Source organism: Phenylobacterium sp. (genome assembly GCF_035309685.1).
Lineage (GTDB): Bacteria > Pseudomonadota > Alphaproteobacteria > Caulobacterales > Caulobacteraceae > Phenylobacterium.
This window is the reverse complement of the sequence record NZ_DATGEX010000012.1, coordinates 50,382-64,797: the sequence shown is the minus strand read 5'-3', so window position 1 is coordinate 64,797 and position 14,416 is coordinate 50,382. Positions and strand designations below refer to the sequence as shown.

Genomic DNA, 14,416 nt, shown 5'->3' with positions numbered 1-14,416 from the left:
GGTCGCCTGGACGCGGATGACCCAATCGGTGCCGATCAAGGACGAGGCCGCCGCGGCCCGCCGCGCGGTGATGGCCGAGAAGATCCGCGCCGACCAGCCGGCCCGCTTCTCCGTCGCCATGGTCGCCCCCGCCGCCTCCAGCGTGTCGGGCCAGATCTTCGGCGCGTCCGGCGAGAACATCATCCTCTATTCGCAGCCCCGGCCGATCGAGACCTGCAGCAAGCCGGAGGGCGAAGGCTGGACGGTGGACTCGATCATCAAGGAAGCCATTCCGAAGATGGCCCCCAAGTTCTTCGACCTGAACCGCGCGCCGCTCTCCGGCGCCCAGCCGGCCAAGGCGCCGGCGTAGCGCCCCCGCCCTCCCCTTTCCGGGGAGGGACAGATCGCGAAGCGATCAGGGTGGGGAAGTATGGGCTAGCGTGCTGAGTCCGCGCTTGAACGCCACTTCCCCACCCGTCTCGCTATCGCTCGCCACCCTCCCCGGAACGGGGAGGGATGTTCAGAGCCGGTGCCGCAGCTCCCACGCCTCGCGCGTCAGCTCCCAATAGAGCGAGCGGCGCGTGGTCCCGTCGGGCTTGACGCTCTCGACCTCGCCCATCCGCTTGAAGCCCGCCGCGTCGATGGCCTTGGCCGAGCGGACGTTGTCCAGCGCCGCGGTCAGGCCGATCAGACGCAGGCCCAGGGTCTCGAACATCCAGGCGATGGATTGGCCGACCCGCTGGCCGCCGGCGCCGCTGTTCTGCAGGTCGGCGCGCAGCGCGCCCGCCAGCTCGCCCGACGCGCGGTCCGGCCAGACCGTGAAGCGCGAATAGCCGCCGACCTGGCCCTCGGCGTCGAAATTGACGCTGAGGATGCAGCGCCCCTCCTGGCGCAGCGCCTCGCTCTCGGCCACCCACAGGGCCACATTGTCGAAAGTGATCGGCCTTGGCAGGTCGTAGATCGGGTCGGACACCGCCGGGTCGTCCAGCAGCGCGAAGAGGCCCGCCACATGCTCCGGTCCCGCCACGGTGCGTCCCGGCGCGCGGCGCACAGCCTCGCGGATCGCTGCGGCCTCCTCAGGTGAGGCGGTGAGCACGGTTTTCGGCGGCGCGCTCATCTGACGGCTCCTCTAGGATTCGGCGAGCTTCTCCAGCGACTCCCCATAGAGCCGCCGCACCGTCCAGCCCTCTTTGCGCATGGCGCCCAGGCTGTCGTAAAATTCGATCGAGGGCGTGTTCCAGTCCAGCACCGACCACTCCAGGCGGCCGAGATCGGCCTCGACGCAACGCTGCGCCAGCCTTTTCAGCAGCGCCTTGCCGGCCCCCACGCCGCGCGCGCCCGGGACCACGAACAGGTCTTCCAGATAGATTCCCGCCCGGCCGCGGAAGGTCGAATAGCTGTAGAACCACAGGGCAAAGCCCACCGGCACGCCGTCGGCCTCGGCGATGTCGCAGAAGGCGCGCGGGTTCTCGCCGAACAGATCGCGGCGCAGATCGGCCTCGGTGCACTCCACTTCGTGCAGCAGCCGCTCGTAGTCCGCCAAGTCGCGGATGAACTCCAGGATGAGCGTGATGTCGGAGGGCGAAGCGACGCGGACGGTGACCTTGGAGGCCGGAACCTTGGAAACGGGGACCTTGCTCATGCTCAGCTGAGGCTCCCTTCGCCGATCACCACGCCGGGCGGCGGCTGGCTCGACTCGGGCACGAAGAAGTCCGGCATCAGGGTCTGGGTCGGGTCGACCCGGTACTGTTCGAAATCCCGCACGCCCTCGCCGTAGAGGAAGCTGTCGTCGATCAGGAAATTGCCGGTGAACGCGCGGCTGTTCTTCAGGAAGATCGCGTGCGCTGCGTCGGCCATGATCTCCACCGTTCGGCAGTGGCGCAGGCCCTCGTCGCCGGACAGCGCGAACTTGATCGCGGCGGTGGCGATGCCGGTCCGGGGCCACAGCGCGTTGAAGGCGATGCCGTCGGCGGCGAACTCGGCGCTCATGCCCAGCACGCACATGCTCATGCCGAACTTGGCCATCGAATAGGCCGTGTGCCCGGCGAACCACCTGGGGTTCATGTCCAGCGGCGGCGACAGCATCAGCACATGCGGGTTGGCGGCTCGCTTCAGGTGCGGAATGCAGGCCTTGGAGGTCAGATAGGTGCCGCGCGCGTTGATCTGGTTCATCAGGTCGTAGCGCTTCATGTCGGTGGCGAGCGTGCCGGTGAGCGAGATCGCCGACGCGTTGTTCACGCAGATGTCGATGCCGCCGAACTTCGCCGCGGTCGCCTCGACGGCGGCCATCACCGAGGCCTCCTCGCGCACGTCGACCACCAGCGGCAGCGCCTTGCCGCCGGCCGCCTCGATCTCCTCAGCGGCCGTGTAGATGGTGCCGGGCAGCTTTGGATGCGGCTCGGCGGTCTTGGCGGCGATCGCCACATTGGCCCCGTCGCGCGCGGCGCGCAGCGCGATGGCCAGGCCGATGCCGCGGCTCGCGCCGGTGACGAAGAGGGTCTTGCCGGCCAGTGACATCGGCGGGGCTCCTTGGCGATGTGGGCCGTCATGCTAGCGCACCGCGGGCGCGCGGCGATAGCCGTACACTGTCAGCGCCGCCGCCCGGTTCGCCGAGTCGCGTTCGTTCAAGTCGCCGCCGCGCCTTCAACGCAAGGTAGCGCCGTCCTTGTTCGCCGGGGCCTGAAGGTCGCGGCGCAGAGCGGAGTAAGCGGGATGCGCAGCATGGTTCTGGCCGCCGTGGCGGCCCTCGGCGTGGCGGCGGGCGCGGGCGCGGCGGAGGCCGCCTCCGGCACGGCCACGATCTCCTTCGGCTTCACGAGCTTCAGCGGCCCCTTCGGCGACGCCACCGCCGCCACGCTCAGCGATCCCAGCCAATGGCTGCTGCGGGGTTTGGTGGACGGGCAGACGCCGACGCCCAATGGGGTGACCACCAACGCCGGCTTCGGCAACCTCTACGTCGGGGGCACGTCGCCGCTCAGCGGCCAGTCGGTCGACATGATCTACAGCAACCTGCCGGGCGCCCTGAACAACAACGTCACCTTCACGCCGGAGGCCAGCACCGGCTTCGTGCACACCGGCCAGAAGTTCCTGCTGGGCACGCTTTCCTTCACCAACGGCCAGTGGGTGGGCGGCAGCGGCAATCCGGCGACGAACTATCCGACGACGCTGAACTTCCACCTGGCCACCAGCTCGGCGACGCCGCAGTTCAACCAGGTGCTGGACAGCTCGTTTACGGTCGTCACCAACCAGGCGGCCAGCGACATCGACTGCGCCACCAATCCGGCGACGCAGATGGCGGAAGCGGACTTCATCTACTTCACCGCCGCGCCGAAGCTCGGTTCGATGCGGGTCTACGACTCCTTCTGCGCCCCGGCGGGCGTGTCCAGCACCGGCGCGGTCGACGTCTGGGCGAGCTTCGGGTCCCTCGACCTCATCAGCTTCAGCAACCCGACCGGCGGCGCCTTCATCGAGGACAGCGTCACGCCCGGCCCCCTGAACGGCGTGCCGGAGCCCACCGCCTGGGCGCTGATGGTCGCCGGTTTCGGCCTGGTCGGCTGGGAGCTGCGCCGGCGGCGCTGGGCGCTGGCCTAGCGCCCAGGCCGCTCAAGCCACGTTCGAGAAGTCGGGCGCGCGCTTCTCGGCGAAGGCGGCGAAGGCCTCCTTCGCCTCGGCCGACGCCAGCTGCGAGATGAAGTGGCGGCCTTCCTCGTCCATGCGGGCGGCGAGCGCCGCCGGGTCGCGCATCAGGGCCTTGGTGATCGCCACCGAGGCCGGCGGCTTCGCCGCCACGGTCTGCGCCGCCAGCCGCGCGCGCACCTGCACCTCGTTGGCGGGCAGCGCGGCGTTGGCGATGCCCCAGGCTTCCGCCTGCTTGCCCGTGATCGCCTCGCCCAGCACGAACATCGAAAACGCCCGCGCGTGCCCGATCCGCGCCGGCAGCAGGATCGAGGACGCCGCCTCCGGCAGCAGCGCCAGGTTGACGAAGGGCGTGGTCAGAAGCGCGTCCTCGGCCACATAGACCAGGTCGCAGTGCAGCAGCATGGTCACGCCCACACCCACCGCGCGGCCCTGCACCGCCGCCACCAGCGGGGTCTTGGCGCGGCCCAGCGCCTTCAGCAGCGGATTGCCGTCCCGCTGCGCCCGCTGGGCCTCCGGGTCGCCGGCGTTGACCGCGGCGAAGTCGGAGAGGTCGTTGCCGGCGGTGAACATGTCGCCGTTGGCCTGGATCAGCACACAGCGCACGTCGCGGTCGTCGGCGGCGCCGTCGATGGCCTCGCCCAGCGCCTGGTACATCGCCCGCGTCAGCGCGTTCTTCTTCTCGGGCCGGTTCAGCGTGAGCGTCAGCACCCCGCCGGCCTTCTCGATCAGCACGTGGTCGGTCACTTGTAGATCCTCGTCCAAAACGCCTTCGCGCCGGAGGCTTTAGGCCGCCGCCCGGTACCAGTCGACGCCGTTTTCGTCGCGGGTCCGCGTCGCCTGGCCCCGCGCCATCAGGCAGTTGAGGTGCGCCAGGCTCTCGCCGGTCGCCAGGCCCAACAGGTTCTGGTCGATCACCCGGCGGAACAGCACGTGGAACACGTCGACCACCCGCTTGGGCTCGGCGATCAGCCTGTGCAACCGCTGCAGCCCCCGCTCATGCCCGCCGATCAGGTGATCGATCCGCGCGTGCAGGCCGTGGAACGGGTCGTTGTGCGCCGGCAGCACCAGCACGTCGTCCGGGACCTTGCCGCGGATCCTCGCCAGCGACGTCAGCCAGTCGGTCAGCGGGTCGCCGTCCGGCTCGGTTGGGAAGACCGAGACGTTGGAAGAGATCTTCGGCAGCACCTGGTCGCCGCTGATCATCAGCTTCAGTTCCGGGCAGTGCAGGCAGGCGTGTTCGGGGCTGTGGCCGGATCCAACCACCACCCGCCACAGCCTGCCGCCGATGGTCAGCTCGTCGCCGTCGTTCAGCCGGTGGAAGCTGTCGGGCAGCGCATGCAGGCCCCGCCCGAACCCGCCGAAGCGCGCCTTGTAGTGCTCCAGCGCGTCCTCGTCCCAGCCGGCCGCCTTGAAGAACCGCACCGCATCCTCCGGCGCCTCGCGCCCGGTGTCGGCGGCCAGCGAGCGGCAGGTCATGAACTCCAGCCGGGTGATCCACAGCTTGGCGTCGAACTTGCGCGTCAGATAGCCCGACATGCCGATGTGGTCGGGGTGCATGTGGGTGACGAAGACCCGGCTGACGCCCCGGCCGCCCAGCTGGCCCTGGAAGGCCGCGCGCCAGGCGTCCCTGGTCGCGGTCCCGCCCATGCCGGTGTCGACGATCGCCCAGCCGGCCCCATTCACATCAAGAGGGCCCTCGTCGATCGCCCAGACGTTGATGAACCCGAGCGCCCCGCCCAGCGGCATCCGCAGCCATTTGACGCCCGGCGCCACGTCCCGCGCATCGCCGCCCACCTTCGGCGGATCGGCGAAGGGATAGTCCAGCTTCGGCCGGGGGTGATCCGGATAGGATTGTTCGACGCCGTCCCGCAAAGGCCCGCTCCCACGCTTGAGCGGCCATTTTCGACCGCCTGAGCGGCGAGGGCAAATCCCTATCCGGCGGCGGGCTTGATCCCGAAGCTCTTGTTCACCCCGTCGAGCTCGCGCTGCAGGCTGGCCTTGTGCTCGTCGGAGAGCCGGCCGCCGTCCTGCTGGGTCAGCTTCTGCATCTTCTGCCTCAGCGCCAGGATCTTCGCCGCATAGCGCTCCTGGGTCGTGGGAAACCGCGCCCCATCGGCGCCGGCGCCGTAGGCCGAGCTGGCGGCGGGCTGGGTCCCCATCATCATGCCCTGGCCCATCGATCCCATCTGGCCCATCTGCCCCATCATCTGGGCGGAGGCCGTGTCGGGAACGGCGCCGGCGAGCGTTCCGCCGGCGGTCAAGGCCGCGATCCAGATGGCAAAACGCATGGGCGTCCTCCCGCGCTTCAGCCGAAAGCCTGATCCCGCTCCGGGGCGAGCGTCAAATACCGCGTATGCCCAACCGCCCCGTCAGCCGGCCGAGGCGGCCTTGATTCGCGCCGCCACGATCTCGCCGATCAACTCGTAGGGGATCGGCTGGTCGAGCGGAAACCTAAGGTTCCCCTTCTCGCCGCGATAGGGCGCGACCTTGTCCTGCAACGCCGGCTCGCGGACCGGCGGGAACAGGCCGATGTGCCCCTTGAAGGCGCCGTAGTGGACCAGCACCCGGCCCAGAAAGAAGGTCGGCATGTTGTAGCTCAGCCGCTCGGCGGCCTCAGGCGCTTCGCGCCGGATCGTCGCGCGAATCTTGCGCAGGATCGCCTGAACCTGCGGCTCGCAGCGTTCGATGTAGCCTTCGACCGAGGTCGGCGGCGGCGAGGAGGTTCGTGTCTTCATCCCGGCAGACTGCGCTCAGCTCACGTCTTGCTGCAACCGGCGCCGGCCGACGCGCCGCTAGCCGTGCGAGGGCTTGAGCTTGAACCAGTGGTTCACGCCATCCAGCTCCTGCTGGAGGGTCGTCTGGTGCGCGAGCGAGAGCTGGCCGCCGTCCTGTGCGGTCAGCGCCTGAAGTTTGGCCTTCAGGGCCATGACGCGGATGTCGTAGCGCTGCTGGAGGGTGAGCCTGTGCACCGCGATCGGCGGCGCGGTCGAGGGACGGTACATCCAGCTCTGACCCTGAATCCCGAGACCATCGAGCCCGCCGAACGACTGGGCCAAGGTCGGGGTGGCGAATACCAGCGCCGCACCGGCGGCGAACACGAGACTGCGAATCCGCATCTTCGAGCTCCTCATAAAGACCTCATAAGTAAGCGCCGCATTACGCCGTTCGTCAATTTGGCCGCCTTGCCGCGCCCCGGCGGCGCTGGAATAGTCGCCCGCAACGGATCGGGGTTCATCAATGTCGAGATTTTTCGGTGCGCTCGCGGGCGCCGCGCTTCTGCTCACCGGCCCGGCCGGGGCCCAGCCCTCCGCCGCCAGGCCCGACCCGACGCAGCCCGCGTTCCGCGCGCTCTACAAGGAGCTGGTCGAGACCAACACCACCGCCTCGGCGGGCTCCTGCACGCTCGCCGCCGAGCGCATGGCCGCGCGCCTCAAGGCCGCCGGCTTCCCCGACAGCGACCTGACCGTCTTCACCGCGCCCAACTTCCCCAAGGACGGCGGCCTGGTGGCCGTCTATCCGGGCAAGGACCCCAAGGCCAAGGCGATCCTGCTGCTCGCCCACCTCGACGTGGTCGAGGCCAAGCGCGAGGACTGGACGCGCGACCCCTTCACCCTGATCGAGGAGGACGGCTTCTTCCACGCCCGCGGCGCCATGGACGACAAGGCGCAGGCGGCGATCTGGGTCGACAGCCTGATCCGCTACCGCACCGAAGGCTTCCATCCGAAGCGCACCATCAAGCTGGCGCTGACCTGCGGCGAGGAGAGCGGCGGGCGGCTGAACGGCGCCACCTGGCTGGTGCAGAACCGCCGCGACCTGATCGACGCCGAGTTCGCGCTCAACGAGGGCGCCGGCGGCCAGCTCGACGACCACGGCAAGCGCATCGCCCACACCATCGAGGCCGGCGAGAAGACCTCGCAGAGCTTCACCCTGGAAGTCACCAACCCCGGCGGGCACTCCTCGCGGCCGGTGCCGGACAACGCCATCTACCGCCTGGCCGACGCGCTGGAGAAGATTCGCGGCTACGAGTTCCCGGTGATGCTCAACGACGCCAACCGCGGCTACCTCATCCAGATGGCCAAGGTGGTCGGCGGCGAGCAGGGCGCGGCGATGGCCGCCATCGTCGCCAATCCGAAGGACGCGCGCGCCGACGCCATCCTCTCGAAAGATCCCAGCCTCCACACCATGCTGCGCACCACCTGCGTGGCCACCATGCTGAGCGCCGGCCACGCCCAGAACGCGCTCCCCCAACGCGCCACCGCCAACATCAACTGCCGCATCTTCCCGGGCGTCGCCCGCGAGGCGGTGCGCGACAAGCTGATCGAGGTGATCGGCGACCCGCAGGTTTCGGTCTCGCAGGTCCGTGTGGTCCGCGAAGGCGAGGCCCCGGCGCCGCCGCTGACGCCCAGGGTGATGGGCCCGATCGAGAAGGTCTCCGCCGAGATGTGGCCGGGCGTGCCCGTCGTCCCGATCCTCCAGGCCGGCGCCACCGACGGCAAGCCGCTGACCGCCGGCGGCATCCCGACCTACGGCGTCTCCGGAATCTTCCTGGAGCCGGACCTTGGCCGCATCCACGGCCTGAACGAGCGCGTGGGCGTGCAATCCCTCTACGAAGGCCGCGAGTTCCTCTACCGCTTGGTGAAAATCTACGCCGACCAGCCCTAGAGGCGGCGGCCGGGGGCCCTAGGCCAGCATCACCTGGCTGTCGCCGGCCTGGGCCAGCACCGCCACGATGGTCTCGAACAGGCTGGTCATGACCACGGGCTTGCGCAGCACCCGGTCGGCGCCGGCCTGCAGGCATTCGGCGTCGATGTTCGCGCCGTCGTCGGCGGTGATGACGACGACCGGCAGGCCCGCCTTGGCGTCGGGGCGCGCGCGGATGTGGCGGATGGCGGTCAGCCCGTCCATGCCGGGCATCCGCAGGTCCATCAGGATCACGTCGTAGTCGTGCGCCTCGATCATATCGAGACCGGCGCGGCCGTCCTCGGCCTCTTCCATCTCGACGCCGCCCGAGCGCAGCATCTCGTGGACCACGCGCCGGTTGATCGCATTGTCCTCGACGAAGAGAATCCGCATTCCGCGCTCCAGACGCGGCGCGCAGGACGAAACCGCCACGCGCCGACCGGCGTCATGGTGCGCGCATCAGCTTAAGCGAACATTGATTAGCCTGCGGAAATGCGGCCTTTCGCCGGCGCCAGCGCCAACTCGGCCCGTTCGGCGAAGCCGGCGCGCAGCTCGGCGCAGAGCGCCGGGGCGGTGATCGGCTTGCGGATGATCTGCACGGCGCCGGCGTGCAGCAGCCGCCCGGCCTCGTCCTCGCCGATCTCGGGTGTCATGACCACGACGGCGGCGTCCCCGGCCGCGGCCGCCAGCGCCGCCAGCGCCGCCAGCCTCGCCTGCCGCTCCGGTCCAAGCGCGGCGGCGTCCACCAGCACGATGTCGAAGCGCCCGTCGGCCGCCGCGGTCCGCGCGCTGTCGCAGCTTTCGACGGCTTCCACCCCGCGCACCGTCGGCTCCAGGGCGGTCTTGATCACCGCGCGGGCGAGCGGATTGGCGTCGCAGACCAGCATCCGGCAGGCTTCCAGGTCGCGCGGCAGGGCGGCGATCTCGTCGCTGGCCGGGAGCGCGGCGTCGATCAGCGGCACGCAGACGGTGACCGTGGTGCCCTCGCCCAGGGTGCTGGCCAGGCGGACGTCGCCGCCCATGGCCTGCGCCAGGCGGCGGCAGATGGCCAGGCCCAGGCCCGTGCCGCCGTAGTTGCGGCTGGTGGTGGAGTCAGCCTGGCGGAAGGACTCGAAGACCTCCTCCAGCTTGTCGGCCGGGATGCCCACGCCGCTGTCGATGACGGCGAGCGTCAGCCGGGGTCCCGCCGCGTCCGGCTCGACGCCGACCCGCAGCGTCACCGCGCCGGCCTGCGTGAACTTAATGGCGTTGGACATCAGGTTGAACAGGATCTGCCGCAGCCGTCCGGCGTCCTCGACGATCCGGCGCGGCGCGTCCTCGACCTCCAGCACCAGCTCCAGCCCCTTGGCCTGGGCGCGCTCGGTCCACAGCTGGACGGTCTCGCGGCAGAGGCGCGGCAGGTCGAGCTCGCCGCGGTTCAGCACCACGCCGTCGGTCTCGATCTTGGCGATGTCGAGGATGTCGTCCACGAGCGCGCGCATGGTCTCGGCGGCGCCGTGCACCATGCCGATCTTCTCGCGGGTCTCCGGGTCGAGCTTGCCGCCGCTCAGGATCACCTGGGTCATGCCCAGCACCCCGTTCAGCGGCGTGCGGATCTCGTGGCTGGTGGCGGCCAGGAACTCGGTGCGGGCGCGCAGCGCCTTTTCCAGGGCGTCGTTGGCTTCGCTGAGCTTGCCGTTGGCGGCGCGGACCTCGTCGCGGCTGCGGCGGATCCAGAGGAAGCTCACCGCCAGCAGGATCGCGATGACCACCGAGGCGATCAGCAGCACCGTGGTGATCAGGTTGCGCGATCGGGCCAGCGCGATGTCGCGCTGCAGCTCGCCGGCCTTCAGCTGGGCGATGCGGGTCTTCTGGTTGGCGAAGTCGAACTGCGCCGACATCAGCGCCGCGGTCGTCGAGGCGGCGACGTCGCGCGCCTGGTCGTCCAGCCGCTTCAGCGCCGCCAGGTGCGCCAGCGCATGCGGCGCGTCGCCGAGCTGCGAAAAGGCCTGGTAGGCGGTCTCGTGGAAGTCGCGGAACGCCGGCGGGCTCTTGGCCAGGTCGACCCCCTGGAAGGTGCGGCCCAGGAACGCGGCGGCGGCCTTCGGCTGATGCCGCGCCAGCTGGATCTGGGCGGCCACGCCCCAGATAAAGGGCTGCTCTTCGCGCGCCGCGGGGTCGGAGCCGGAGAGTTTCAGGCTCTCGTCCAGGTGACGCTGGGCCGCGTCGAGCCGCCCGCCCGCCACCTCCGCGGCCGCCAGGTTCTCCAGCACCTGGGTCTGCAGCTCGACGCTGTGCATCTTGCGCGCCACGGCGAGCGCGCGTTCGAACGCAGCGATGGAGTCCGGGTATTTCTTCTGCGACTTCAGCGCCATGGCGATGTTGTTGTCGGCCGTGATCAACAGCGCCAGGTCCGCCGGATAGAGGTCGGCGGACTGGGCGTAGTATTCCAGCACCTTCGCGTAGTCGCCGGCGTCCTGGTAGATCGAGCCGATGTACTGCAGGGCCATGGCCTGGCTGCGCGGCTGATGGGCCTTGCCGAAGATGCGGTAGGCGGCCTGGAAGCGCTCGAGCGCGGGCTGGATCTGGCCGCCGGTCGCCAGCAGGTCGGCCTGCGCCAGCATCAGGTCGCCGTGCAGCTTGCTGTCCGGCGCGCGGGCCGCGGCCGTCGCCAGCGCCTGTTCGATCACCGGCGTCGCCTCCGGCAGGCGGTTCAGCCGCGACAGCGCCGCGCCCTGCAGCCACTGGGCCGTGGCGACGTGCACCGGCTGGGCGGGATCGCCGGTCTGGCGCTTCGCCAGATCGAGCGCCTGCAAGGCGTCCTGCAGGGCCGCGTGGGGATCGGCCATCATCGCCGACTTGGCGGCGTCGACGCTGGCTTCGAAGCCGTCCGGGGCGGCGGCGGGACGCGGCACAGTCCCCGCATGCGCGATCGAGGCCACGAGCACGGCTGCCGCGGCGGCGAAAGCCGTCCGTCTGGCGTTCATCGCCCGCTGTTCGCCCCAGAACATCCCGCCAGATTACGGCGTAATCTTTAAGGGTGCTCTAAGGCGGCCGGCCGGGCCCGCGCGCCCTAGAAGTGCAGCCGGTAGCGGGCGCCCAGGGTGTAGGCCTGCGCCTGTTCGGCGTCGGTCAGGGTCTCGGCGCGGCCGAACAGCGCGACGTAGCCCTGCCCGCTCTGCACCGGCCAGGCGTAGAGCGCCTCGCCGGCGATGCGGCGCTGGCCGGAGATGTCGATGTCGTGGCTCACGACGCCGATCTCGCCGGTGTCGCGGTTCACCACCTCGACGCCGGTCAGCTTCAGCGCGCCGTGCTCGATGACCATCGGCTGCGACACCGTCAGCTGCAGGCGGTCGCCGTGGCGGAACAGATCGTGGCCTTGGACGCCCGCCTCGTAGGACGAGGTGGTCAGGCCGCCGCCCTCCACGGCCAGTTGCTGACCCGGATCCGACTGGCGGGTGTGGCCCATGGTGCCGGCCGCGATGAAGCTGAGCTTCGGCGAGAGCGTCCAGTTGACGCCCAGGCTGTAGCCGTCGGTGGTCGAGCCGTGCTGGAAGTCGGCCGGATCGAGCGACTGGATCCCCAGGAGGCCGGTGGCCTCGCGCAGGTGGGTGTAGCCGGCGCTGAGCGTCAGGCGGTCGCTCGGCCGGTAGGTCATGTTCAGCACCTGGGCGCCGGCCTGGTAGGTGTCGGTCGCGGCGCCGGGCGCCTGCAGCATCGGGGCGAAGTTGGGATCGCGCCGCTCGCTGCGCTCTAGCACGCCGGTGGAAATGCTGAACTTGTGCGAGATGTCGTAGCTCCAGCCCACATAGCCGCCGCCCGACGCCAGGCCCAGCAGGGGATTGGCCCCGCCGCGGACGCTGTCGTAGTCGGCCGCCTGGCTGAAGCCGAAGCCCGCCACCGCGGGCGCGCCGTCGCCGTAGCCGGCGACCAGCTTGGCCCGCTCGCCCTGGACCTTCAGCGCCGACTGGTAGTCGGGACCGTCGTCGACGAAGCCGTAGTGCTTTTCCCGGGGCCCGATCGAAAGCGTCATGTCGGCGCCCCAGCGGTTGGGAACGGGCGTCTCCAGGGTGGCGAAGCCGTTGAAGGTCGAGGCGTCGGCGCTGAACTTAGTCGCGCCCGTCGCCCAGCCGTCCATCCGCGCGAGCAGATAGGCCTGGAACTGCTGCTGCGAGCCGTTGAAGGTCGTCAGGTTCTGGCCGATCAGCTTCTGCGACAGCGGGATCGCGAAATCGCGCTGCGTCAGGCCGATGGGCTCGAAGGCGTAGAAGTAGGCGCCGTGCGCGTCCCAGGTCGCCTGGTCGCCGCTCTTGTAGGCCGATAGCACCGCGGGCCGGCTCGTGGCGACGCTCTTGCCGTCCTGCACCGAGTACCAGATCAGGTTGTTCCAGTTCAGCGGCGACTGGGCGGCGGTGACGTCGAGCTCGCCGTAGCCATAGACATTGTCGACGCCCGGGGCGCCGAGGTCCTTGGCCGACTGCAGCAGGATCTGCACCGTCTCGTTGGGGAAGTTGACCAGCCAGGGCCACCGGCCTTGCAAGAGCGCGATAGCGCCCGACACCAGCGGGGCTGCGAAGGAGGTGCCGCTCTCGCGCACCGTGCCGCCATGGCCGTCCGACACCAGCACCAGCTCGCCCGGCGCCACCAGGAAGTGGTTGCGCAGGTAGTCGGTGCACAGCAAGCCGACCAGCGTCAGGCAGGACGAGCCGGGCGTGTTGGAGAAGTTCGAAATCTTGCCGGTCACGTCGACCGAACCCACGACCACGAAGGCCGGCGTCACCAGCGGCGTCCAGTTGACGTCCTTGGTCTGCATCAGACCGTCGTTGCCCGCCGCCATCACGAAGACGGTGTTCTTCAGCGTCAGCAGCACGCTCAGGTTGGTGAAGACGTTGTTCCAGCCCGGATCGAGCGTCATGCCGGGGACGCCGAGCGAAGCGTTGACGACGCTGGCGCCGCTGGCCTTCAGCATCTGGACGCCCTTGGTGATGTCGCTCCAGTTGGCCGTGCCGGTGGCGTCGAAGGGGTTGTAGGCCACCACCTGGGCGCTGGGCGCGATGCCCATCACGCCCACGCCGTCGTGGGCGCCGACGATCAGGCTGGCCACCGCGGCGCCATGGCCGTTGGTGAAGTCCGAAATGCCCGACGACTTGACGATGCTCTTCTGCAGGGTCGCGTCGCCCACGACGGTCATGTCGAGCAGGCCGATGGTGGTCTGCGCGCCATTGCCCTGCTGGGCGGACAGCGTCGGGCTCCAGTTCACCGACTTCATCCACCAGTCGACGTGGTCGGTGCCGGAGAAGTTCATCAGCCCGTCGTACCAATCGAGGAAGAACAGGGCCTGGGTGGTCTGGTCGAGTTTGGCGAGCGAACTCGGGTCGGAAAGGCTGATGCCGTACTTGGCCAGCACCCCATTGGCGAAGCCGGCGTCGAAGGACTGGCCGGTCTTGGCCTGGACGGCCGAACCCCAGAAGCTGCGCGAGCTGTCGACCAGGCTCTGCAGCTGGCTCTCGACCGAAGTGTAGTTCGCGCTCCCCGTCGAGGGGTTCCATGTCGCGAACAGCTGGTCCCAGCTGCCGCCGGCCGTGGTCCAGAAGTCGCCGATCGACAGATAGTTCGGCGCGCCCGAGCCGACCTGGGGCATCGAGACGCCCCAGAACGACTGCAGGTCGCCGTAGAAGGCGCCGGTGTCGCCCCAGAACGGCTTCAGATTGCCCCAGAACGGCTTCAGGTCGCCGTAGAACGGCTTCAGGTTGCCGTAGAACGGCTTGAGGTTGCCGTAGGACGGATCGACGTCGCCGTAGAACGGCTTGATGTTGCCATAGAGGGGCTTGAGCGGACCCGCGCTGGTCGAGGCGCTCGGCGTCGTGGACGTGGTCGGCGCCGTCGAGGTGCTGGGCGCCGTCGAGGTGCTCGGCGTGGTTGAGGTGGTCGGGGCCGTCGAGGTGCTCGGCGTCGTCGAACTGCTGCTCGTGCTGCTCGTGCTCGAGCTGCCGCCGAGCAGGTTGAGCCCGAGGAGCTGCGCGCAGGCGGGCTGCGCGGCGCACGCCACGGCCAGGGCCGAGGCGCTGGCCAGCGCGGCGCGGCGCAGCGGCAGACGGCTGTCGATCAGATAACGCGGCATAGAAATTCGCCCCCAATT

The 14,416-nt window shown here is 69.8% G+C and carries 13 protein-coding genes and 1 pseudogene; 3 read left to right on the top strand and 11 right to left on the bottom strand.

All coding sequences use genetic code 11. The annotated features are described in order from the left end of the window. Window positions 1–349: pseudogene (locus tag VKQ35_RS02755) on the top strand (hypothetical protein); the annotation flags it as partial. A 150-nt stretch (window positions 350–499) separates the two neighbouring features. On the opposite strand, the gene VKQ35_RS02750 reads toward VKQ35_RS02755, so the two are convergent. The 3 genes from VKQ35_RS02750 to VKQ35_RS02740 are packed head-to-tail and all read right to left on the bottom strand — an operon-like array spanning window position 500 to window position 2,496. Next, the gene (locus VKQ35_RS02750; protein WP_324358520.1) at window positions 500–1,096 is read right to left on the bottom strand and encodes a GNAT family protein; all 597 of its coding nucleotides are present in this window, start codon (window positions 1,094–1,096) and stop codon (window positions 500–502) included. Between the two features lie 12 nt (window positions 1,097–1,108). Then, window positions 1,109–1,621 (bottom strand): GNAT family N-acetyltransferase, encoded by a 513-nt coding sequence (locus VKQ35_RS02745; protein WP_324358519.1) that lies wholly within the window; start codon window positions 1,619–1,621, stop codon window positions 1,109–1,111. A 2-nt stretch (window positions 1,622–1,623) separates the two neighbouring features. Next, complete coding sequence (locus VKQ35_RS02740; RefSeq protein ID WP_324358518.1) at window positions 1,624–2,496, bottom strand: NAD(P)-dependent oxidoreductase; 873 nt, start codon at window positions 2,494–2,496, stop codon at window positions 1,624–1,626. Between the two features lie 195 nt (window positions 2,497–2,691). On the opposite strand from VKQ35_RS02740, the gene VKQ35_RS02735 reads away from it, so the two are divergent. Then, the gene (locus VKQ35_RS02735; protein WP_324358517.1) at window positions 2,692–3,570 is read left to right on the top strand and encodes a PEPxxWA-CTERM sorting domain-containing protein; all 879 of its coding nucleotides are present in this window, start codon (window positions 2,692–2,694) and stop codon (window positions 3,568–3,570) included. A gap of 12 nt (window positions 3,571–3,582) precedes the next feature. On the opposite strand, the gene VKQ35_RS02730 is transcribed toward VKQ35_RS02735, so the two are convergent. The 5 genes from VKQ35_RS02730 to VKQ35_RS02710 all read right to left on the bottom strand — a co-directional run bounded on the left by VKQ35_RS02730 (window position 3,583) and on the right by VKQ35_RS02710 (window position 6,734). Next, window positions 3,583–4,362, bottom strand: coding sequence for an enoyl-CoA hydratase-related protein (locus VKQ35_RS02730; protein ID WP_324358516.1), 780 nt, complete (start codon window positions 4,360–4,362; stop codon window positions 3,583–3,585). Between the two features lie 39 nt (window positions 4,363–4,401). Then, the gene (locus VKQ35_RS02725; RefSeq protein WP_414692307.1) at window positions 4,402–5,490 is read right to left on the bottom strand and encodes an MBL fold metallo-hydrolase; all 1,089 of its coding nucleotides are present in this window, start codon (window positions 5,488–5,490) and stop codon (window positions 4,402–4,404) included. A 59-nt stretch (window positions 5,491–5,549) separates the two neighbouring features. Continuing rightward, window positions 5,550–5,906, bottom strand: a complete 357-nt coding sequence (locus VKQ35_RS02720) for a hypothetical protein (RefSeq protein ID WP_324358515.1) — start codon at window positions 5,904–5,906, stop codon at window positions 5,550–5,552. Window positions 5,907–5,987: 81 nt separating this feature from the next. Then, window positions 5,988–6,353, bottom strand: coding sequence for an iron chaperone (locus VKQ35_RS02715; RefSeq protein ID WP_324358514.1), 366 nt, complete (start codon window positions 6,351–6,353; stop codon window positions 5,988–5,990). 57 nt (window positions 6,354–6,410) lie between these two features. Further along, window positions 6,411–6,734 (bottom strand): hypothetical protein, encoded by a 324-nt coding sequence (locus VKQ35_RS02710; RefSeq protein ID WP_324358513.1) that lies wholly within the window; start codon window positions 6,732–6,734, stop codon window positions 6,411–6,413. 121 nt (window positions 6,735–6,855) lie between these two features. Between VKQ35_RS02710 and VKQ35_RS02705 the strand changes: the two genes are divergently transcribed. After that, the gene (locus VKQ35_RS02705) at window positions 6,856–8,280 is read left to right on the top strand and encodes a M20/M25/M40 family metallo-hydrolase (RefSeq protein ID WP_324358512.1); all 1,425 of its coding nucleotides are present in this window, start codon (window positions 6,856–6,858) and stop codon (window positions 8,278–8,280) included. Window positions 8,281–8,298: 18 nt separating this feature from the next. Here the strand turns inward: VKQ35_RS02705 and VKQ35_RS02700 are convergent, their stop codons facing one another. The 3 genes from VKQ35_RS02700 to VKQ35_RS02690 form a co-directional block, all read right to left on the bottom strand. Then, window positions 8,299–8,691, bottom strand: a complete 393-nt coding sequence (locus VKQ35_RS02700) for a response regulator (protein WP_324358511.1) — start codon at window positions 8,689–8,691, stop codon at window positions 8,299–8,301. Between the two features lie 86 nt (window positions 8,692–8,777). Next, the gene (locus VKQ35_RS02695; protein WP_324358510.1) at window positions 8,778–11,264 is read right to left on the bottom strand and encodes an ATP-binding protein; all 2,487 of its coding nucleotides are present in this window, start codon (window positions 11,262–11,264) and stop codon (window positions 8,778–8,780) included. A gap of 86 nt (window positions 11,265–11,350) precedes the next feature. Then, a complete protein-coding gene (locus tag VKQ35_RS02690; protein WP_324358509.1) occupies window positions 11,351–14,398 on the bottom strand; it encodes a S8 family peptidase in 3,048 nt (1,015 codons plus the stop codon). Between the last annotated feature and the right edge of the window lie 18 nt (window positions 14,399–14,416).